General features: G+C 69.5%; 22 protein-coding genes. 10 read left to right on the forward strand and 12 right to left on the reverse strand.

The features are described 5' to 3' along the window. Positions 1 to 14 precede the first annotated feature (14 nt). The 5 genes from BMZ45_RS06015 to BMZ45_RS06035 form a co-directional block, all read right to left on the reverse strand. Positions 15 to 1103, reverse strand: coding sequence for a serine hydrolase domain-containing protein (locus tag BMZ45_RS06015; protein WP_091634158.1), 1089 nt, complete (start codon positions 1101 to 1103; stop codon positions 15 to 17). Positions 1104 to 1258: 155 nt separating this feature from the next. Further along, on the reverse strand, positions 1259 to 1552 hold the full coding sequence (locus BMZ45_RS06020) for a DUF1330 domain-containing protein (protein WP_091633586.1): 294 nt from the start codon (positions 1550 to 1552) through the stop codon (positions 1259 to 1261). A 72-nt stretch (positions 1553 to 1624) separates the two neighbouring features. Beyond that, positions 1625 to 1996, reverse strand: a complete 372-nt coding sequence (locus BMZ45_RS06025; RefSeq protein ID WP_175488943.1) for a nuclear transport factor 2 family protein — start codon at positions 1994 to 1996, stop codon at positions 1625 to 1627. A 79-nt stretch (positions 1997 to 2075) separates the two neighbouring features. Next, on the reverse strand, positions 2076 to 2786 hold the full coding sequence (locus BMZ45_RS06030; RefSeq protein WP_091633592.1) for an SDR family NAD(P)-dependent oxidoreductase: 711 nt from the start codon (positions 2784 to 2786) through the stop codon (positions 2076 to 2078). A gap of 154 nt (positions 2787 to 2940) precedes the next feature. Next, positions 2941 to 3852, reverse strand: a complete 912-nt coding sequence (locus BMZ45_RS06035) for a LysR family transcriptional regulator (RefSeq protein WP_091633596.1) — start codon at positions 3850 to 3852, stop codon at positions 2941 to 2943. A gap of 312 nt (positions 3853 to 4164) precedes the next feature. Here BMZ45_RS06035 and BMZ45_RS06040 point away from each other — a divergent pair, with 312 nt between their 5' ends. The 7 genes from BMZ45_RS06040 to BMZ45_RS06070 all read left to right on the forward strand — a co-directional run bounded on the left by BMZ45_RS06040 (position 4165) and on the right by BMZ45_RS06070 (position 10662). Then, complete coding sequence (locus tag BMZ45_RS06040) at positions 4165 to 4764, forward strand: cysteine hydrolase family protein (RefSeq protein WP_343124201.1); 600 nt, start codon at positions 4165 to 4167, stop codon at positions 4762 to 4764. 58 nt (positions 4765 to 4822) lie between these two features. Beyond that, entirely contained in the window at positions 4823 to 5719 is an 897-nt protein-coding gene (locus tag BMZ45_RS06045) for a LysR family transcriptional regulator (RefSeq protein ID WP_091633602.1), read from the forward strand. 109 nt (positions 5720 to 5828) lie between these two features. Then, positions 5829 to 6569, forward strand: coding sequence for a DUF3348 domain-containing protein (locus BMZ45_RS06050; RefSeq protein ID WP_217643149.1), 741 nt, complete (start codon positions 5829 to 5831; stop codon positions 6567 to 6569). Continuing rightward, positions 6550 to 8646: a DUF802 domain-containing protein gene (locus tag BMZ45_RS06055; RefSeq protein ID WP_091633608.1), complete on the forward strand. Its 2097-nt coding sequence runs from the start codon at positions 6550 to 6552 to the stop codon at positions 8644 to 8646. The genes BMZ45_RS06050 and BMZ45_RS06055 overlap by 20 nt, the downstream gene beginning before the upstream one ends. Then, entirely contained in the window at positions 8643 to 9305 is a 663-nt protein-coding gene (locus BMZ45_RS06060; protein WP_091633610.1) for an OmpA family protein, read from the forward strand. The genes BMZ45_RS06055 and BMZ45_RS06060 overlap by 4 nt, the downstream gene beginning before the upstream one ends. Beyond that, the gene (locus BMZ45_RS06065; protein ID WP_091633613.1) at positions 9295 to 9942 is read left to right on the forward strand and encodes a DUF2894 domain-containing protein; all 648 of its coding nucleotides are present in this window, start codon (positions 9295 to 9297) and stop codon (positions 9940 to 9942) included. Before BMZ45_RS06060 ends, BMZ45_RS06065 begins: the two co-directional genes overlap by 11 nt. Before the next feature lie 183 nt (positions 9943 to 10125). Continuing rightward, a complete protein-coding gene (locus tag BMZ45_RS06070) occupies positions 10126 to 10662 on the forward strand; it encodes a hypothetical protein (RefSeq protein WP_091633615.1) in 537 nt (178 codons plus the stop codon). 21 nt (positions 10663 to 10683) lie between these two features. On the opposite strand, the gene BMZ45_RS06075 is transcribed toward BMZ45_RS06070, so the two are convergent. The 7 genes from BMZ45_RS06075 to BMZ45_RS06105 all read right to left on the reverse strand — a co-directional run bounded on the left by BMZ45_RS06075 (position 10684) and on the right by BMZ45_RS06105 (position 17014). Beyond that, a complete protein-coding gene (locus tag BMZ45_RS06075) occupies positions 10684 to 13482 on the reverse strand; it encodes a ThuA domain-containing protein (protein WP_175488944.1) in 2799 nt (932 codons plus the stop codon). 187 nt (positions 13483 to 13669) lie between these two features. Beyond that, a complete protein-coding gene (locus BMZ45_RS06080; RefSeq protein WP_091633621.1) occupies positions 13670 to 14140 on the reverse strand; it encodes a DoxX family protein in 471 nt (156 codons plus the stop codon). Continuing rightward, positions 14137 to 14436, reverse strand: a complete 300-nt coding sequence (locus BMZ45_RS06085; RefSeq protein WP_091633623.1) for a DUF3861 domain-containing protein — start codon at positions 14434 to 14436, stop codon at positions 14137 to 14139. Before BMZ45_RS06085 ends, BMZ45_RS06080 begins: the two co-directional genes overlap by 4 nt. Positions 14437 to 14477: 41 nt before the next feature. Continuing rightward, on the reverse strand, positions 14478 to 14693 hold the full coding sequence (locus BMZ45_RS06090) for a tautomerase family protein (RefSeq protein ID WP_091633626.1): 216 nt from the start codon (positions 14691 to 14693) through the stop codon (positions 14478 to 14480). Between the two features lie 36 nt (positions 14694 to 14729). Further along, entirely contained in the window at positions 14730 to 15233 is a 504-nt protein-coding gene (locus BMZ45_RS06095) for a DUF1097 domain-containing protein (protein WP_091633629.1), read from the reverse strand. Then, complete coding sequence (locus BMZ45_RS06100; protein ID WP_091633632.1) at positions 15223 to 16140, reverse strand: SDR family NAD(P)-dependent oxidoreductase; 918 nt, start codon at positions 16138 to 16140, stop codon at positions 15223 to 15225. Before BMZ45_RS06100 ends, BMZ45_RS06095 begins: the two co-directional genes overlap by 11 nt. A 97-nt stretch (positions 16141 to 16237) precedes the next feature. Then, the gene (locus tag BMZ45_RS06105; RefSeq protein WP_091633634.1) at positions 16238 to 17014 is read right to left on the reverse strand and encodes an SDR family oxidoreductase; all 777 of its coding nucleotides are present in this window, start codon (positions 17012 to 17014) and stop codon (positions 16238 to 16240) included. A gap of 125 nt (positions 17015 to 17139) precedes the next feature. On the opposite strand from BMZ45_RS06105, the gene BMZ45_RS06110 reads away from it, so the two are divergent. The 3 genes from BMZ45_RS06110 to BMZ45_RS06120 all read left to right on the forward strand — a co-directional run bounded on the left by BMZ45_RS06110 (position 17140) and on the right by BMZ45_RS06120 (position 19921). Continuing rightward, the gene (locus BMZ45_RS06110) at positions 17140 to 18048 is read left to right on the forward strand and encodes a LysR family transcriptional regulator (RefSeq protein ID WP_091633637.1); all 909 of its coding nucleotides are present in this window, start codon (positions 17140 to 17142) and stop codon (positions 18046 to 18048) included. A gap of 107 nt (positions 18049 to 18155) precedes the next feature. Further along, the gene (locus tag BMZ45_RS06115; protein WP_091633640.1) at positions 18156 to 18548 is read left to right on the forward strand and encodes a BlaI/MecI/CopY family transcriptional regulator; all 393 of its coding nucleotides are present in this window, start codon (positions 18156 to 18158) and stop codon (positions 18546 to 18548) included. Beyond that, complete coding sequence (locus BMZ45_RS06120; protein ID WP_091633642.1) at positions 18545 to 19921, forward strand: M56 family metallopeptidase; 1377 nt, start codon at positions 18545 to 18547, stop codon at positions 19919 to 19921. The genes BMZ45_RS06115 and BMZ45_RS06120 overlap by 4 nt, the downstream gene beginning before the upstream one ends. Positions 19922 to 19936: the final 15 nt, after the last annotated feature.

The raw sequence follows: 19936 nt of genomic DNA on the forward strand, positions 1-19936 counted from the left end.
CCGACCGGTCCGGCTTATCGTGCGCGAGTACGCCGCAGGGGTTGGTAGAGTTCGGCGATCTTGGGAATGAAGCGCTCCGGATTCGCGCCCACCAGGTTGGTCAGCACCACCACCGCCAGCCCATCATCCGGATAGACCACGAACGCGGCACGCGCGCCGCCGATGCCGGCCAGCTGGCGGTGCGGAGACGGCGCGAGCACGGGCCAACCGGCCGCCCAGGCGCCGTCGGTGCCGTCGTTGAGCTTCTCCGGCGTCCACATGCGCCGGACCGAGTCCGCGCCGATCAGCTTGCCGTCCGACAGCGCGATCAGCCAATGCGCCAATTCGCCGGCCGTGGTCTGGATGCCGCCGCCCGACCACAGGCTGGGCGGCATCTCGTAGTACCAATGCGACAGACGCTTGCCGTCGTCGGCGGCGATGGTGCCGCGCGGGAAATAGCTGTACATGGTTGCCGCGTTGGCGACCAGGTCGTAGCTGTCGCCGAACGTGGTCTGGGGCATGCCCGCCACGGCGAACTGGCGCTCGGCCAGGTAGCGTTCGTAGGGCAGATGGCTTTGCTTGGCGACGATCCGCGCGAGCAGGCCGTAGTTGGTCTGGTTGTAACTGAAGCGCGCGCCTATCGGCGCTTCCATGGGGCGCGACTTCACCGCGTTCCAGGCCTCGGCTTCGGGCAGCCCATCGATCATGCCCTCAGGACCGACCACATCCGGCAAGCCCGAGGTATGGGCCAGCAACTGCCGTACGCGGATCGGTCGCCAGGCTTCGGGCAAATCGTCCAGATAGCGCGACACGGGCGCGTCCAGCTCGACCCGCCCGGCTTCGACCAGTTGCATCATGGCCACGCCGGTGAAGGATTTCGTCGCCGAATTGATCGGAAAGCGGGTCGTGTCGGTGACCGGCACTTTGTTCTCGACATTGGCCAGACCGTAGCTTTCCGATAGTACCAACTGATTGTCCCGGACCACCGCGACCTGCAGGCCGGGTATGCGTTGATCCTGCATCGTTTGCAGTACGTAGCGACGGGCCCGCTCGTTGGCCTCGTCCAAGGCGCTGGCGGCGGCAAGGCCGGGCAGCAGCAAGGCAGCGGCAACGATCGTCACCATGAAACGCGGTTTTCCGGACAGCATGAAACTCCCTCAGGCGGACCCGCCCATGACGTGAAGATGGATGCTCGTGGCGCGCACGCTGGCGCGCCCGACGCCCACACAGGGATGCGCCGGACGCGCAGAGGGTTTAGAGGCCGCGGATCGACCGGCGCCTAGGCCAGCCCCTCGATGATGCGCACGTCGCGCTCGGCCGCGCCGACCAGATGGACCAGGGTGGCTTGATAGTCGGCGCTCTCGTACGCGGACACCGCCGCGTCCAGGCTGTCGAACTCGACCACGACCAGGCGTGAAGACAGGCCCGATTCGTAGGCCTTGGCCGGCACGCCGGCGGCGATCACATGCCCGCCGTGCGCCAGGATGGCGTCGGTCGCGGGCGCCACATAGCGCTCCACCGCGACCGGGTCGGTGATGGACTGCCATGCGATGACCCAGTAAGCCTTGTTCATTTCAGATCTCCAGGACGGCCGTCGCGACCGTATTGATGAATGTCCCTGATCTTTGCGCTGCGATGACGACCATCACGATGCCTCGTTCGCCGCTGCGAACAACTTGTGCACGATCCGCCATCGGCCATCGCAGTCCAGCAGCGACAGTGCGTTGTAGTAGTGCCCACCGAGGAAGCGCAGCTCCGCGCCGACCGTGGCGATGCCCGCATGCGCCTCGATCGAGAGCACCTGCATGCGCAGGGGCTCCCCCGCGGCATTGGGGCTCTGACGGGAGGCGACCGCCGACAGGTACTGCTCGACGTTGCGCGTACGCAAGCCACCGGCATACCCGTCCTCGATGCGCGCATCGGGGTGGAACACGTCGCGCAGCGCCTCCACGTCGCCTTCGTGGATGCCGCGGAAGTAGCGCTGCATCAGCGCCTGTATCGCCGCACGTTCGCTCATGGCGCACTCCTCGCGTAACCGCAACGGATGGACTGTTCGCCGGCGCCCCGATCCGAGGCGCCAACCCGTTCCGCCGCGCTCAGTGACCGGCGCTCTGGCCACCGTCGACATGCAGGATCTCGCCGGTCACGAAGCCGGCGCCGTCGAGGTAGACGATGGCCTGGACCACGTCGGCGATCTCGCCCATGCGCGCCACCGGATGCAGCGCGGCCAGCCATTCGTGGGTCTCGGGCGCGTGCAGCGGCGTCTTGATGATGCCGGGCGAGACCGCGTTGACGCGGATGCCGCGCTTGGCGTACTCGATCGCCAGCGACTTGGTCGCCGCGTTGAGACCGCCCTTGCTGAGCGAAGCCAGCACCGACGGCACGCCGTCGATCGCATGGTCGACCAGGCTGGTGGTGACCGTGACCACATGCCCGCTGCCCTGCTTCTCCATCTCGGCCAGGGCCAGCTGGGTCACGTGGAAGAAGCCGGCCACATTGACCGACAGCACGCTTGCGTAGTCCTCGGCGCTGTACTGGGTGAAGGGCTTGGCGACGAAGATGCCGGCGTTGTTGACCAGGGTGTCGATGCGGCCGAACTTGGCCAGGCCTTCGGCGACCACGCGTTCGGCGACGGCGCGTTCACCGATGTCGCCCGCGATGGCGAGGACGTCGGGATCGTTGGACGGCTTGATCGAACGCGAATTGGCGATCACGCGATAGCCGCGGTCGCGGAAGGCCTGGACCACGCCCGCGCCGATGCCCTGAGAGGCGCCGGTGACGATGGCTACTTTGCTGGAACTGTTCATGGGATGCGCTCTGAGTGGGGAAGGAGATCGGCCTGCCCGGGCTGGGCAGCGTTTGCCGACCGCCCCAATCTAGGAGCGCATCCCCAGCTTGCGAATCCCCGTCCTCAGGCAGACATTCTTCCGTGCGGCGGTTGAATCGCCGGAACGCGTCGCGCTACGGACTCAGGCGCGCGAACACCGCGCGCAGGCGCGGCAGCGCGAAATCGACGAAGGCGCGCACCTTGGGCACGGCCAGCCGTCCCTGCGGCGACACCAGGCTCACCGGAATCAGACCGGGCTCGGCATCGGCCAGCACCACGCGCAGCTCGTCGCGCGCGATCTCGTCGGCGACGTGGTAGTACAGCGCGCGCGTCACCCCATAGCCTTCCACCGCCGAGGCGACGATCGCGCGCACGCTGTTCACCACCAGCCGCGGCGCGAACGCGACCGAGCGCGCAATGCTTGAACCTTCCGCGGGCGGGAAGCTCCACGAGTCCATGCCCATGTGCGCGAGCGTGATGATCTTGTGCTTGGCCAGGTCCGACAGCTGCTCGATGCGCGGATGCGTGGCCAGATAGCGCGGCGAGGCCACCACCACCCGCCTGACTTCGCCGACGCGCTGCGCGACCAGGGTGGAGTCGGCCAGATGGGTGACGCGCAAGGCCAGGTCCATGCCTTCGTCGATCAGGTTGACCGGCCGCTCCAGCAGATGCATGCGCACGCTCACGGTCGGGTATTCGTCCATGAACGCGTCGACGATCGGACGCAGCAGTTCCACGCCGACGTAGACGGTGGAGGTGATGGTCAGGGTGCCGCGCGGTACCGAACGCTCGCCCGCGGCCTGGCGGTCGGCCTCCTCCAATTCGGCGAGCACGCGCCTGCACGCGGCCGCATAGCGTTCGCCCGCCTCGCTGAGCTTGATCGAACGCGTGGTCCGGTGCAGCAAGGGCACGCCCACGTGCGCTTCCAGGTAGGCCACGGCCCGGCTCACCGCCGCCGGCGAACGACCGGTCCTGCGGCTGGCGCCGGCCAGGCTGCCTTCGTCCAGCGCGGCGATGAAGACCTTCATGGCCTCGATACGATCCATAGCTCCACCTCTCGCGCGGACGGCACCGACGATCGGCGTCGTCCGTGATTTGACCACTCCACTGGCGGCGGGTCGAGCGCGGCCGGGCGCCCGACCGGCGTCGTCGATCTGTGCGGAATTCGCACAGTTGGTGTTCGCGCAGGCCTCTAAGCGATCCGCGGCCGCGCTCGCATCATGGCGTCCACCCCAAACCCAAGGCCCGCTCACATGCGTATCGCCACTCTGCTCGGACTCGCCACGCTCGGCATCGCCGGACTCGGCCCCATCGATGCCCAGGCCGCCGCGCGCGCGTCCCACCCCACCATCCGCAGCATGGCCGGCGCCGCGCCGGTCGCCGAGCTGCAGGCCGGCAAGACCGTGCTGCTGGTGATCGACTTCCAGAAGGAATACTTCAGCGGCGGGCGCATGCCCATCCCCGACGGCGCCACCGCGCTGCGCCAGACCCGCCGCCTGATCGAGTTCGCCGATCGCAGCGGCATCCGGGTCGTGCACGTCCAGCACGTGCTGCCGGCGGGCGCGCCGTTGTTCGCCGAAGGCGGCGACACCGTCGGCTTCCACGCCGACCTGCAGCCGCGCAAGGGCGAGCGCGTGGTGCGCAAGGACGCGGTCAGCGTGTTCGCGGGCCGTTCCGCGGGCGAGATCGAGCAGGTCCTGAAAGAAGCCGGCGCCGATACCCTGATCATCGCCGGCCTGCAGACCCATGCCTGCGTCGCCGGCGCCGCGCGCGACGCCGCGGCCAAGGGCTACCAGGTGGTGGTGTCCTCCGACGCCAGCGCCACGCGCGACCTCGACCTGCGCGACGGCGGCAGCGTCGGCCATAAGCAGTTGCACGCCTCGGCCCTGGCCGAAATCGAGGACACCTTCGGCGATGTGATGAGCACCGATCGGATACTCGCGCTCCCGGTCCGCTGATACCCTGCGCGCACGCGGCATCCGTGCGTCGCGGATGCCGTCCGCCTGGAGTGGAACCATGGATCAGCTGTCCGCCATGCGCGCTTACCGCGCCATCATCGAGTCGGGCAGCTTCACCCAGGCCGCCGAACGCCTGGACACCACCCACACCTCGATGTCGCGCCTGCTGCGCCAGCTGGAGACCCATCTGGGCGTGCGCCTGCTGAATCGCAACAGCCGCGGTTTCACCACCACCGAGGCGGGCGCGCAGTACTACCGCGACTGCGTCGACATCCTCGACAGGATGGAGGCCGCGCAACAACGCCTGAGCGCGGATCCCGAGCAACCCGGCGGCCTGCTCCGGCTCAGCCTGCCGCACGCGGTGGGTGCGCTGGAACTCGCGCAGTGGTTGCCGGCCTTCACCCAGCGCTATCCGCGCATCGATCTGGACCTGTCCTGCGACGACCGCATCGTCGATCTGATCAAGGGCGGTTTCGACCTGGCCATCCGCATCGCCGGACCGCTGCAGGACAGCGCCCTGGTCGCGCGCGAACTGGCGGTGTCCGAGCGCGTGCTGGTGGCCGCGCCGCACTACGTCGCCCAGCGCGGCCTGCCGCGCGACATCGACGATCTGTCCGCGCACGCGCTGCTGGCCTATGCCGGCGACGGCTCCAGCCTGCAGCTGACGTCGGCGACCGGCGCGGAAGCGACGGTCAAGTGCGGCGAGCGCCTGCGCCTGGACTCGATCCTGGCCCTGCATGCGGCCACGCTGGCCGGACAGGGCATCGCCGCGTTCACGCGCCTGACCGTGCGCGAGGACCTGGCCGCCGGGCGGCTGCTGCGGATCCTGCCGCAGCTGCAGGCGGGTAAGCGCCATTACTACGCCATCTATCCACATGCCCGGCCGTTGCCGCCCAAGGTGCGCGCCTATACCGAGTTCATGCGCGCCCATTACGCCGCGGCTCAGGCCAGCTGAACGGCCGTTTAGGCCTGCAGCCAGGCCCCGCCCGCGTTTCCAGGCGGGCCCGGCGGGCGCCAACCACAGGCACCCGGCCTTTGCCCGCACCCTGTAAACTGGTCGTTTTTTGGCCAGTCGTACTTTGGAAGCTCTACAACGGACCCTGGTCCGTGGCCCGACGTTCATTCGCTTGCTCGCTCGCCTCACGGACGTCGATGTACCGCCTCCCCCCGCAACGCTGTCGGACCGGTTGAGCGATTGGATCGACTGGACCCGGGCGGTCGCCTTGTCGCGGGTGCTGGACGCCGCCTCGCCGGCGGTGGGCACGGGCGGGCCGGCCTTCGACGCAGCCGAAGAGGCCGCCTACGCCGCCACGCGCGCCTCGCTGACCCGCGCGATCGCCGGCTGTCTTGAGCTGTGCGCGACCGATCCGCAGGACGCGCAGGCGCCGGAGCCCGATTACGCGGTGTTCCGTCAGCACTACCTGTCCACCCAGCGGGCCATGCTGACCGCGACCGGACGTTGGCGCGGACGCCTGCGCGATCTGCTCGGCGCGCGTTCGCCGCGGATGAGCCGGCTGGCGGAGTTGGACGCGTTGATGGAAGGCGTGCTCAGCCCGCGCGAACAGGCCTTGCTGGCCGCGGTGCCCGGCCTGCTCGGCGAGCACTTCGAACGCTCGCGCCTGGCCGCGCAACAGGCCCGGATCGAGGCGCCGACGACGGCGTCCGATGCCTGGCTGGATGGTTTTCGCAGGGACATGCAGGGCGTGCTGCTGGCCGAACTGGATGTCCGTTTTCTCCCGCTGGAAGGCCTGCTTGCAGCGCTTCGCCCCCACCCCCAGGGACGTCATGTACAGACATACGCTTGATCTTGTTGTGTTTTCGCTCGGCCTGGTGGCGGTGTGCTGGATCGGCGCCGGCTACCTCGGCTCGAACCCGCTGGGGCTGGCGGTCACCGCGCTGATCGCCGCCGGCTACCTCGCCGGCGCCCTGGAACTGCTGCGCTACCGGCAAGCCACGCTTACGCTGGAACACGGCCTGGACGCGTTGACCGCGCCGCCTTCCAGCCTGGAGAGCTGGCTGGCCCCACTCGATCCCTCTCTGCGCAATGCGGTGCGCCAGCGCGTCGAAGGCCAGCGCCTGCCGCTGCCGGGCCCCGCGCTCACGCCCTATCTGGTCGGCCTGTTGGTGCTGCTGGGCATGCTGGGCACCCTGCTGGGCATGATGGCGATGCTGCGCGGCACCGGCATGGCGCTGGAAACCGCGACCGATCTGCAGGCGATCCGCGACTCGCTGGCCGCGCCCGTGCAGGGCCTGGGCTTCGCCTTCGGCACCTCGATCGCGGGCGTGGCGACCTCGGCCATGCTCGGCCTGCTGTCGGCGCTGCGCCGGCGCGAACGCCTGCGCGCGGTGCAGGCCCTGGACGCGAAGATCGCCACCGACCTGCACGCGTACTCGCAAGCGCATCGGCGCGAGCAAGGCCTGCAGCTGCTGCAGCGCCAGACCGACCTGACGCCGACCCTGATCGAACGCCTGCAGACGATGATGGCGACGATCGAACGGCACAGCCTGAGCGCGAACGAGCGCCAGCTCGCTCAACAGCAAGCCTTCCACGACAAGACCGAAGCCGTGTTCGCGCAACTGGCCGCGTCGGTGGAGCAGTCCCTGCAGCGCAGCGTCTCCGACAGCGTGCGCGTCGCCAGCGAAGCCTTGCAGCCGGTGATGCGGACCACGATGGCGGCGATGGCGCAGGAGACCGCCGCGCTGCGCGACAGCGTCGGCGTGGCCGTGGAGCGTCAGCTGCAGGGCTGGTCCAGTCATCTGGAAACCACGACCGGCCACGTCGCCGAGCTCTGGACTCGCTCGCTGACTCAGCAACAGCAAGCCAACGAAGCGCTCACCGCCGATCTGGGTACCGCGCTGGATCGGTTCGGCGCCGGCTTCGAGCAGCGCTCGCTGGCGCTGGTGGAGGGCGTGGCCACGCGCCTGGACAGCACCGCCGATCAGGTCGCACAGGCCTGGGCCCAAGCGCTGGCGCAGCAGCAGGACCACAACACGGGCCTGGCGACGCAGAACCAGGATGCATTGAGCGCCGCGGCCGCCACCTTCGAGCAGCACTCGGCCTCGTTGCTGCGCGCGGTGGATGCATCGCACGGCGAACTCAAGACCGTGCTGGCCGCGCAGGATCAGCAGCGCCTGAGCGCCTGGACCGAATCGCTGGCATCGATGAGCGCCGCCCTGCGCGAGGATTGGGCGCAGGCCGGCGCCGACACCGCGCAGCGCCAGCGCGAGATCTGCGACACCCTGGCCCGCACCGCCGACGAGATCGGCACGCGCGGCCAGGCGCACGCCAGCCAGACCCTCGCCGAGATCTCGCGACTGGTGGATACCGCCTCGGAAGCGCCCAAGGCCGCCGCCGAGGTCATCGGCGAACTGCGCCATAACCTGTCCGAGAGCATGGCCCGCGACACCGCGGTGCTGGAGGAACGCACCCAGCTGATGGCCACGCTGGACACCCTGCTGGCGGCGGTGAACCACGCGTCGACCGAGCAGCGCGCCGCCATCGACGCCCTGGTCTCGACTTCTGCGGATCTGCTGGATCGGGTCGGCACGCGCTTCATGGGTCATATCGAATCCGAAACCGGCAAGCTCGGCGCGGTCGCCGACCAGGTCAGCGTGGGCGCGGTCGAAGTGGCCAGCCTGGGCGAGGCCTTCGGCGCGGCGGCGCGCGTGTTCGGCGAGTCCAACGACCAGCTCAGCGCACGCCTGCAAGGCATCGAGGACGCGCTGCAGCGCTCGCTCGCACGCAGCGACGAACAGCTGGCCTACTACGTCGCCCAGGCCCGCGAGGTCGTCGACCTCAGCCTGCTGGCGCAGAAGCAGATCGTCGAGGACATGCAGCAGCTGTCCGGCCGCCGCGCGGCCAACGGCGCCACGGCGGCATGAGTACCGATTTCGGTAACGAGGTCGAGGGCGACGCCGACGCGTCGGTGCCGGTGTGGGCCGCGTTCGGCGACCTGATGTCGATCCTGCTCGGCGCCTTCGTGCTGATCCTGGTCGGCGTGATCGCGGTGCAGCTGCAACTGGAGCTCAAGCTCAAGCAGGAAATCGCCCAGCGCAAGCTGGAAACTCAGCGCCGCCTGACCCTGGAGCGGGCCCTGGCCGTGCCGCTGGCGGCGGGCCGGATCACCCTGGTCGACGGACGCATCGGCATCCGCGGCAGCGTGCTGTTCGCGCTCAATTCCGACCAACTGCAGCCCGAGGGACGCGAGGTGCTCAAGAGCATCGCGCGCCCGCTCGCGGCCTACCTGCGCGAACGCGACGAAGCGCTGATGGTCAGCGGCTACACGGACGACCGCCAGGTCAGCCAGAGCAATCCCGAGTTCGCCGACAACTGGGAACTGTCGGCGCAGCGCGCGCTCACCGTGACCCGCGCCCTGATCGCGGAGGGCGTGCCTTCGTCGGCGGTGTTCGCGGCCGCATTCGGCGCCGAACAGCCGGTCAGCGCCAACACCAGCGCCGCCGGCCGCGCCAACAACCGGCGCGTGGAAATGGCGCCGGTCCCGCGTCTGCAGCGCAGCGGTGCGCCCGCCCATGCGCGATAAAGCCACGCCCGATCACGCCATCCTCGACGCCTGGCGCGAGCAGGGCGTCGATCGCGTGGATCCCCTCGCCTTCCACTACATGACGGCGCTGCGCCGGCGCGCGGCCGCCCATGGCGGCCAGGCGCGACGCGTGCTGGATGAAAAGCTCGCCGGCCTCATCGAGGCCTACGCGCGCGAACTCGCGCGCGGTGCGCCCGCCCGCGCCGACGCAGGCAGCTGTACGCGCGGAGCGCTGGGCGCATTGGCCGATGAGCTCGCGGATCGCGGCCGCGCCCGCAATGGCCACAGCCGCGACGACGACGATGCAGGCGCGACCTCCGCGCTGCCGGAGCTGGCGCTGCTCGGCGATTTCCGCCAGCTGTGGGCCGACGTGCGCACCGACAGCCAGGTACGCCGTTCGCTGGAGCAGTCCTCCACCCACGCCGGCCCGCTCAACTCCAGCCGTCTCGTGCATCGCTCGCTCAGCCTGATGCGCGAACTCTCGCCCGGCTATCTGCAGCAGTTCCTGGCCTATGCCGACGCCTTGTCGTGGCTGGAGCAGATGAACGGCAGCGGCGTGCTGGCGGCGCAGGATCCGCCGCAGCGCGAAAGCGGCAAGCCGCGCACGCGCAGCAAACCCCGCAAGCGCCGCGAATAGCGCCAGGGCGCACGGCGACGGACCGCATCGTGCCGGTTGCCGCCGCCGGCGAACCTGCGCGAAGATCGATCGCGACCCGCCGCTGCATCGCGGCGGAAACCGCCGGCGCGACCGCGACGCCTGCGCTGCAAGGACCCCCGTGCGCGATCGCGCCGGGCCACGAAACAGACTTCGAGGCGACACGTGAACACCCCTACGTTTTCGGCCGACATCCACAAAGGCAAGGTCCTGATCTCCTCGCTGTTCCTGCTTGCGCTGGGCCTGGCGGCCGCCTACCTGGCCTACCGCGGACCCGACCCGAACAGCCTGAAGGCGATACTGCGCAACCCCGCCATCTTCTATCCCATGACGGTGCTGGGCGCCCTGTTGTTCCTGGGCCTGGGCTTGGTCGGCATGGCGAAGCTGCGCGGCGGCAGCCCTTTGAGGGCCGGGCCGGAAGGACTGGACCTGAGCGGCGATATCAAGATCCGCTGGAGCGACATCGCCGGTATCGAGCGCTATACCGACTTCACCACGCCGTCCTTGAACGGCTACAAGGTGCAGCTCAAGGATGCGGATCGGTTCCTGGCCGCGCACCGCGATCACCGGCTCTACCAGCGCATGCTGTCCGCGCACGCCACGGTGTCTACCCCGGTGGTCGTGTACACCAACAGCCTGCAGATGGATCACGACCGGTTCCAGCGCGTGGTCGGGCACTATCTCGCCAGCGGCACCGGCTGAAGCGTGCGCGGCGCAGAGCGCCTACTTGCGGCCGCGCCGCAGGTAGTCCGCCAGCTGTGCGATCTGTTCCGCGCCGAGGCCTGCCGCTTGCGGGCGCATCGCGCCTTCGCTCAAGGCGTAGACGATGCGCTCGCGCGGATGGCGGGCGATCACCTCGCGCGGCGGGATGTTGCCCACGGCGTGGTCGTGACAGGCCGCGCAACGCTGACCGTAGATCGCCTCGACGGCCACACCCGTCAACGCGTTCGAGGGCGCGGACGGCACCACGGTCGCGACCGTGGGCGGCACGGGCGCCGGCCGACTTATGCGGCGCCCACCCAAACCGAAGGCCTGGATGCGGTCGGTGCCGACGTACACCTGGCCGCCGCCGAACGCCGGCTCGTTGTACTTGCCGCTGGTGTGCAGCTCGCCCGGCGCGCTGCGCCATAGCAGGCGCAGGTTCTCGGCCTCCAAGGCATACAACACCGGGCGCGGCGCACCGGCCCCGCTCAACAGCGCCGAGCGCGGCGCGTTCTCGTCCAGCACCCATACGATTGCATGGTCCGCGCCCAGGCTGGTGACCACGGGCGACCCCGGATTGCCCAGCACCAGCGTGGTCTCGCGACGGTCGATGGCCAGGAACGGAGGCCGTCCCGCAGCGCGCACCACCCGCACCCGCACCAGCGAGGGCGGCACGCTGTCCGCCGAGCCCGGCGCGCGCTTGCTGTTGCCGGTGACGAACAGATAGTCCGTGCCGCGCCGATCGCGGAAGGTCGCGGGCAGCGAACGCGAACGCGCCAGATCCAGCGCGGCGTCCTGCTCGGAATAGGGGCCGAATACGTTCAAGGGCCCGCGCGTGCCGAACTGCGGCTGCGCCTGCGGCGGCAGCAAGGACGCATCGCCGGCAGCGTCGTCGGAACACGGCGGGCGCCGATCCAGACGCCCGGGCATGCGGTCGCGATCGAGCAGATAGACATTGCCCTGCTTGCCGCCCAACGCGAGCAGGCGCCGCGCATCGCCCGAGGCCGCTTCCGGCAACAGCACGGCGCCGCCCGAGCCCAGGTCGATATCCATCTTCGCGCTTTGGCAATAGTTGAACGGCGTGTAGCTGCCGCTGAGCACGAAGCCGCGTTCGCCGGGCGGCGTCAGTTGCAGCGCCGACTGCGTCCAGTCATGCGCGCTGTCCTGATACCCCTCGAAGCCGCTGCCGGTGACCACGTAGACCCGCCCCTCGGCATCGACCGCGGGCCCGCCCGCGCCCCAGATACCGCCGCTGCCGCGGTGCGGCATCGCCACCGCCGCGAACGCGCTGCTCACCACGGCCCGTCGCGTATCCACCGCCGCCAGCCAACCGGTCTCGCTCTCGCCAAACACCACGTACAGCTGCCCGCCGTCGGGCGACAGGTTCAAGGCGCCGCGTTGCACACGGAAATCGAAGCGCCGCTTCGGCGGCACCCGTCGCGGGCCGGCGTTCGCGTTGACGGCGTTGAGGCGTTCTTCGTCCAGTCGCACCGGCCAGCCGGGCTGCACCGCGCCGCTGCCCAGATCCAGCGCATAGGCCTGCCAGCGCGCCTTGGGATCGCAGTGGGTCACGTACACGCGGCCGCGCCTGGCATCGATCACCGGCGTGCTCAGGATGCCGGTGGCAACACCGTCCAGCGGCGCCGGCTGCAGATGGCAAGGCGCGCCCAGACGCGTGCGCCACAGAATGCGACCGGCCGCGATATCGCCGCGCTTGGCCGCGGCGATGGCGTAGACATAACCCGTATTGCTGGCCGCGATCACCACCGGGAAGCTTTGCCCGCGCAGCGGCCCCTGGGTGAGCGTGAGCCGGTCCAGATACAGCGGCGAGGCATACAGGCGCGCGGGCTGGCCGCCCTCGCCGTCCAGCGGCAACGATTGCCAGACCTCGCCGAAGCCGGCCTCGTCGACATTGCCCGGCTTCAACACGCGCTCGTCGCGGCGCCAACCGGAACGGGCCGCGTCGATATGGAAGCCGGCGCGCTCGGGGCTTGCGGCCGCGACCACGTCGGCCGACGCTGTCTCGGCGCGCGGGCCGCTCGCCCGCAGCCCATCGCGCGGCAGCTGCGCTCCGGCCGACCACGCGATCGCATTGAGCAACAAGGTCGCCAGCTGCGGCTGCTCCAGCGCGCTCAGATAGTGCGCGCCGCTGTAGACGAAACCGCGGCCGCCGCCCTCGCGCTCGAAGGCCCAGGCCACCGTGGCGTCCTCGGCGCGGTCCTCCATCACAGGGCGCCCCGCGCGGAACTGCGGATGCAGCGTGGTCTTGAGCACCGGTATGCGCTTGCCGCCGCCCGGCGCGAAACGGAAGGTGGGATAGAACTCGTCGCGATAGGCGAACGCGGCCACGCCACGGCTCAACGTTCCGCCGGCGGCGGTCGGCACGAGCTCCGCCCACTGCGTGCTGCGATCGAACATGCCCTCGCGCGCGCCGCCCAGCCAGCGCGACAAACCCAGGTCCTCGCCCATCGGTACCGTCGAGGCCTGGTGCAGGGCGACCAGTCCGACGCCCCGTTGCATCAGCGTCTCGAAATGCCGGCGCCGTTGCGGATCGCGCAAGGGATGGCGCTCCAGACCGTCGAAGTACCAGACCACGGTGTCGGCGCCGTCCAGCGCGCGCGGGTCCTGCGGCCAGCCGTCGGGATAAGCGACCACGCGCAGCGACGCGCGCGCCTGCGGCGTGGCCTCGATCAGCGCCTGCAGCTTGCGCACGCCCTGCGGGTAGTCGTGCTTGCCCGGCCCTTCGCTGGCGGTGCCGCCGATGATGACCACCGTGCGTGGCGGTTCGGCGCAGGCCGACATCAGAAGGCCGATCGCCAATACGCCTGCTCGCCAGCCGCCGTGCCACGCTGCGACAAGGCGGGCCTTGCGGACGCTCATCGACGCCTCCCACGGATCGGCCGAACCCGGGCCTGAGCGCATCCTAGCCCCGCCGCCCGCCCGCAAGCGGCGGGCCGGCCTATGTTCACTCGACAGTTTTTGTTTGCGCTCGCGCGGCTCGGCGCCGTCAGCGCCCGCGCGCGAGCCTGCGATCCAGCGACCAGCGCCCGCCGCCCTTGAACGCCATGTACAGCGAGAGGAACAGCATCAGCACGGGGTACTCGATGCCGCGATCTATCCACGGCCAGGTGGGCCCCAGGGCCAGACTGATGCCGACCATTTCGAACGCGAGCAACAGCGCGACCGCGCGGGTGCGCAAGCCCAGCGCCAAGGCCAGCGCGCCCACCGTCTCCAGCAGCATCACTAAGAACGCCAGCTGCGGCGCGAATGGCAGTCCCATGACCTTGTCGATCAGTCCGATCGAGCCCGCCATGGGATCGGCCATGGAGCCGTGCGCGATGCCCAGCGCCTTGGGCAAGCCATGCGTGAGGATGACGATGGCGAACACCAGCCTGAGCAACGCGTACGCCGCAGCCTCGTAACGCGTCGCAGACTCGGCCGAGGTGGCGCCCGCGACAGCGGAAGGCTCGAGGCTCATGGCGCACCGCCGTTCGCGCCCACCCGCGACTTCAGGTTGCCGATGAGCACCCGCACGGCGGGCCGGATGTCCGCGAACAAGGGATCGTCGCGATGCGCGAGCATGACCCCGCTGAACAATTTCAGGCCGATCGCCAGCGCGCCGGCATCGTCCGAGGAATAAGGGCTGCCGTCGCGTACGCGCTGAACGATGGCCAGCAGGTCGTCGTGCTGCTCGACCTCGAAGCTGACCTCGGCTTCGCTTTCGCCGAGGGCTGTTACGCGCACACGGTAACGATGCGATCGGTGGGATGTCATGGACTGGGCTCCTGATGAACGACGAGGCTCGGCCTTGGGCGCTACGGCTGAGGCGACAACCCCATCTTCTCCAGCGTCAGGGTCTCGTCGGCGCGACCCCAGCCGCCGTCGGCGACCTCCTCGACCAGGACCATCGAGTAAGGGCGCACGCCTTCGCCGAAGTACTCGACGAACAGGGCGGTGGTGCGATGGATGAGCTCTTCCTTGCGTTGGTGATCGAGGATCCCTTGCGGGAACTTGTAGTTGGCGAACGGCATGGCGTACTCCTGACTGTCGTTGCGGTGGTCGTCGCCTCAGGCGACGGAATGAGAGGAGGCCGCGGTGGTGACGCGGTGCGCCCAGGCGTGGGCCAGGAATCCGGCCAGGCTGCCGACGGCCGCGGCCAGGCCCAACTGCGCGAACGTGGCCGGCGTGGGCGGCTGGTGCGAGGCGAAGTAGGCGACCAACCCGAGAAAGAACCCCAGTACGTTGTTGAACACCGGCAGCTTGGCCAGCGCCAGCGCGACCACGGTGATCGCCATCACCGCCACGCTGATCGCGTACGGACCGAGCAGCGGATTCATCAGCGCCAGCAAGTGCGCCGCGCCCAGGCCCAGCGCCAAACCGATCAGCACGCAGCCCAGATTGATCAGACCGTTGCGCCAGTTCAGGCCGCGCGTGAAGTAGGCGATCCAGCCGACGAACATCGCCCACACTGGCAGCTCCAGCACCAGCAGGCTGAAAGTGGCCGCCGAGGACGCGACCACGGATTCGCCCACGATCATCTGGAGTTGGCGTGCGAATCCTTCAGCGCGCATGGGCCTGCTCCTGGTCCATGCGCGGCGCCAGCAGGTCCGCCAGTTCGATGCGGCGCAGGAACTCCGCGCGGATGCGGTCGGCGACCGCCGCCACCACCGCGCAACCATCGTCGGACGGGTCCACATGCACGCGGAACGGGCGCTGGCCATAGGGCGCGGCGACCACGTCGACGACCGCGGCGGCGACGCTGGCCGGATCCGCATCGGCCGGTTCGCAGGCGGCCAGGTTCGCGAGCGCGGTTTCGGCCAATCCGCGCGTCGCGCCGTGGTCGTATTCGGCCTGACGCGCTTCGTCCGCCGGCTTGCCGGCGTGGAGGAAATGGTTGGTGCCCTGGGTAAACGCGCCGGGCACCACGATGGCGGTCTCGATGCCCCAGCGCGCGAGTTCGCTGGCGTAGCTCACCGCCAGCGCGTCCATCGCGGCCTTGGCGGCGAAGTACGGCGCCAGGTAGGGCGGCGTGCCGCCGCGGTGGCTGCTGCTGCCGATCCACAGCAGAAGACCGCGCCCCTGGCGGCGCAGCTGCGGCAGGGCGGCGCGGTTCACGCGCTGGGCGCCGAGCACGTTGACGTCATAGGCCTGCGCATACTGCTCGGGCGTGAAGGCCTCGGCCGCGCCGAACACCATGTGCCCGGCGTTGTGCATCACCACATCGATGCGGCCGTGTTCGGCGACGATCCGGGCGATCGCGGCCTCGGCCGAGGGCTGCGACTGCACGTCGAGTTCGACCGTGCGCAGATCGACGCCGTGCTGCTGCGCGTAGTCGCGCACGGCCTGCACTTGCGGCGCGTTGCGGCCGGCGCTGTCGCGCATGCTCGCGTACACGGTGTGGCCGGCATGGGCCAGCGCGCGCGCGGACATCGCGCCGAAACCGCTGGAAGCGCCGGTCACCAGGATCACGTTTTTCATAGTCGGGCCTTGCATGGTGAATCTCCATTTAGAGCGCGCACGACGCGTGCGGCGGGAAGTGGCGAACAGGGACTGAGGCAGGGGATGCGGCGAGGAGTCAGGCGTAGCCGCCGTTGACGCGCAGGACCTGGGCGTTGACCCAGCCGCCGTCCGGACCGGCCAGGAACGCGACCGCGGCGGCGATCTCTTCGGGGGTGCCCAGACGCTCCAGCGGCGCGAGCTTGGCGATGCGATCGATCTGCTCGTCGGTCTTGCCGTTGAAGAACAGTTCGGTGCCGACCGGGCCGGGCGCGATCGCGTTGACGGTGATGCCGCGCCCGCGCAATTCGTTCGCGAGCACCGGCACCATCCCTTCCACGCCGGCCTTGGAGGCGATGTAAGGCCCGTAGTTGGGAAAGGCCTTGGCGATCACGCTGGTGGAGAAGGCGATGATGCGACCGCCCTCGCCCAGGTGTCGGGCCGCGTTCGCCAGCACCAGGAAGCTGCCGCGCAGATTGGTGGCGACGACGCGGTCGAAGTCGGCCAGGCTGGACTCGGCGATCGGCGCGATCGGCATGATGCCCGCGCAGTTCACCACCGCATCGATGCGGCCGTAGGCCTCCAAGGTGGCGGCGAACATGCGGCTGACGTCCTGCGCGTCGCTCACGTCGCCCTGCACGGCGATGGCGATGCCGCCCTGTGCGCGCAGGTCCTGTACGACGGCCTCGGCGCCGGCGGCGTTGCCGGCGTAGTTGACGACGACGGCGAAACCGTCGGCGGCCAGGCGCTGCGCGATGGCGCGGCCGATGCCGCGCGAGCCGCCGGTGACCAGGGCGACCTTGGCGCTGGCGGGGGCGGAAACGGACGCCTCGGTGGGGGCTGCGGTGCTGCTCATGTCTATGCTCCGGTGGGGCTCGGCGTCGGGCGACGCGAGGGACGGGGGCATTGTTCTTGTTGAGACCAGCTGGATAAATCAGCAATAATTGGCAATAGAATTCAAAAATCGATAACAATCCGGGCATGGACCGTTTCGATTCCTTCCAGTTGTTCACCCGCATCGTCGAGCTGGGCAGCTTCACCCGTGCCGCTGGCGCGCTCGGCATGCCGCGCGCCACCGCCACCTACGCAATGAAGGAACTCGAGGCGCGCCTGGGCACGCGCCTGCTCGAACGCACCACGCGCCAGGTGCGGCCGACCCTGGACGGTCAGGCCTTCTACGAACGCTGCGTGCATCTGCTCGCCGACCTGGACGACGCCGAATCCTCCTTGCGCACCATCGCCAGCAATCCGCGCGGCACCTTGCGTCTGGATCTGCACGGCACCCACGCGACCCGCATCGTGCTGCCGCGCATCGACGAGTTCCGCAGCCGCTATCCGCAAATTGACCTGACCATCAGCAGCGGCGATCGCCTGGTCGACCTGGTACGCGAAGGCATCGATTGCGTCGTGCGCGCGGGCACGCCCAAGGATTCCTCGCTGGTGGCGCGGCGGCTCGCGGTCATGCCCGAAGTGGTGTGCGCCAGCCCGGAATACCTGCAGTACTTCGGCACGCCGCGGCATCCGGACGAGTTGTCCTCGCACCAGTCGGTCGGCTTCTTCGCCAGCGGCCAGGATCGGCGCTACCCGTTCGAATTGATCGTGGACGGCCAGGTGCGCGAGTTCGAACTCGGCGGCTGGATCGCGGTGAACGATGCCGAGAGCTACGTGACGTGCGCGCTGCGCGGTTGCGGGCTGATCCAGCTGCCGCGCTATCACGTCGAAGAGGAACTGCGCGACGGCCGCCTGGTGGAGGTGCTGGACGCCTGGCCCAGCACCGGCATCCCGGTATCGGCGATGTATCCCTCGCACCGCCAGTTGTCGCCGCGCGTGCGCGTGTTCGTGGATTGGGTGGCGCAGGTGTACGCGGAGCGGTTCGGCAGTCCGTCCTAACGCCCCCGGCGAACGCGCGGCGGCCCGGACCACGACTAATTACATAGTTGACAACCCCTGCAGCCGCGCCTAGGCTGGCCACAACTAAAGAATTAGTGACGCCCCGCATGGCCCGACCCGCATCCCAATCGGTGACCGAAGCCGAGCAGGCCATCCTGGAGGTGCTGTGGGAATTGGGCGAAGCCTCGGTACGCGAGGTCGCCAATGCCCTGGCCGAGCAGAAGCCCGTCGCCTACACCACCGTGCTGACCATGCTCGGTATCCTGCACAAGAAGGACCTGGTGACGTTCCGCCAGGAAGGGCGCGCCTTCATCTATCGCCCCAGCCTGACCAAGGCCGACGTGCGCGAACGCGCGCTCAGCCATTTGATGACGCAGCTGTTCGACGGCTCGCCCGAAGCGCTGGCCCTGCACCTGATCGAGAACCACGACGTCGACCCCGGCAAGATCGCGGCGCTGCGCGATAAGGTCCGCGCGGCGCGGAACAAGGGCAAAGCATGATGGCGGACCTGGCATTGTGGTTGCTCAGTTACGCGGTCGAGCACCTGTTGCTCTGCCTCATCGTCGCGCCCGTGCTGTACATCGCGATCCGGACCGGCGCGATCGCGCCCGGCAAACGCGCCGCGCTGCTGTTGCTGGCGTTCGCCTTGATCGTGGTCGGCCCCGCGATTCCCTTGCCGGCGAAGCAGGCGCTGGCCTCCACTACCGTTTCCGTCTCGAATCCGAGCTGGCGGCTCGCGACCGAATCCGCCGCGCCCGCCACCGCGCTCGCGCATCCCGATCGGCGCGAGCAGCACGACGACATGACGGTCCCGCCCGAGCTGGCGGCATTGCTCGTCGCGCTGTGGCTGGCGGGCGCCGCGTGGGGGCTGGCGCGGCTACTGGCCGCGCAAATCGGCGCGCGCCGGGTCCTGGCTGCGTCGCACCGCTCCCTCGCGCTCGAGCGCGCCTACCGGCACGCGATTCCCGCGGGCACGCACATCCACGTCTCGCCTTCGTTCGGCCCCGCGGCGCTGGGAATCGTTCGCCCGAAGATCGTCCTGCCGGACGAGTTGGCAGCCTCGTTGTCGATCGATGCGCTGCGCGCGGTGCTGCTGCACGAGGCCTCGCACATCCGGCGCAAGGACCTGCCCGTGCTGCTGATGCAGCGCCTGGTCGAAGCGCTGTTCTGGTGGAACCCCATCGTCCGACGGATGGGTGCGGCCTTGGACTCGGCGCGCGAAATCGCCTGCGACCTGCGCGCGTCGCAAGCCTACGGCGCCTCGATCGACTATGCGGAAGCGCTGCTGGCATCGGTCGAGCAGCTCGCCCCCACCAAGCGGCAAGCACAGGCGCGGGCGCTGTGCGCCGCCGCCTCCCTGGGAACGCTCGATCAACGCATCGACGCGATCATCGAGTCGCCGCAGCCCTCGCGGTGGACGGGCCAGGGCACCCTGTTATCCGTGGCCACCGCGCTGATCGTCCTGTGGGTGGTGGCGGACATCGCGGCGCCGCGCATCGCCTTGAAGCATCCCATCGCCGAGAGCACCCCATACGCGGCCCCCGCGATGCCCGCGCTCCCCTCCTCCGCGGCCGCAGAAGCGGCGGCAACGGATCCCGACGCCCTCACCGCGCTGCACGCCGAGTACTCGCAGTTCCTTTACGCCAGCCACGACGACTACACGCAAACCCTTCAGAACCTCATGGATGCGTATGGCCAAGAGCTGGAAGCGCTGGCGCAGGCGGCGCCACAAGCCGACAGCGACGCGCGTCTCGCCCGCTTGAACCAGCGCTATGGCCGCATGCATTCGGCCGCCGAGTCGAAGTTCCGTATCGCAACCGCACAAGCGCAAGCCAAGTTCCTGGCCGCACAGAAGTCGCTGGGCTATCCCTAAGGCCCCGGTTCCGCG

This window comes from Lysobacter sp. cf310 (assembly GCF_900114355.1).
GTDB lineage: Bacteria > Pseudomonadota > Gammaproteobacteria > Xanthomonadales > Xanthomonadaceae > Lysobacter.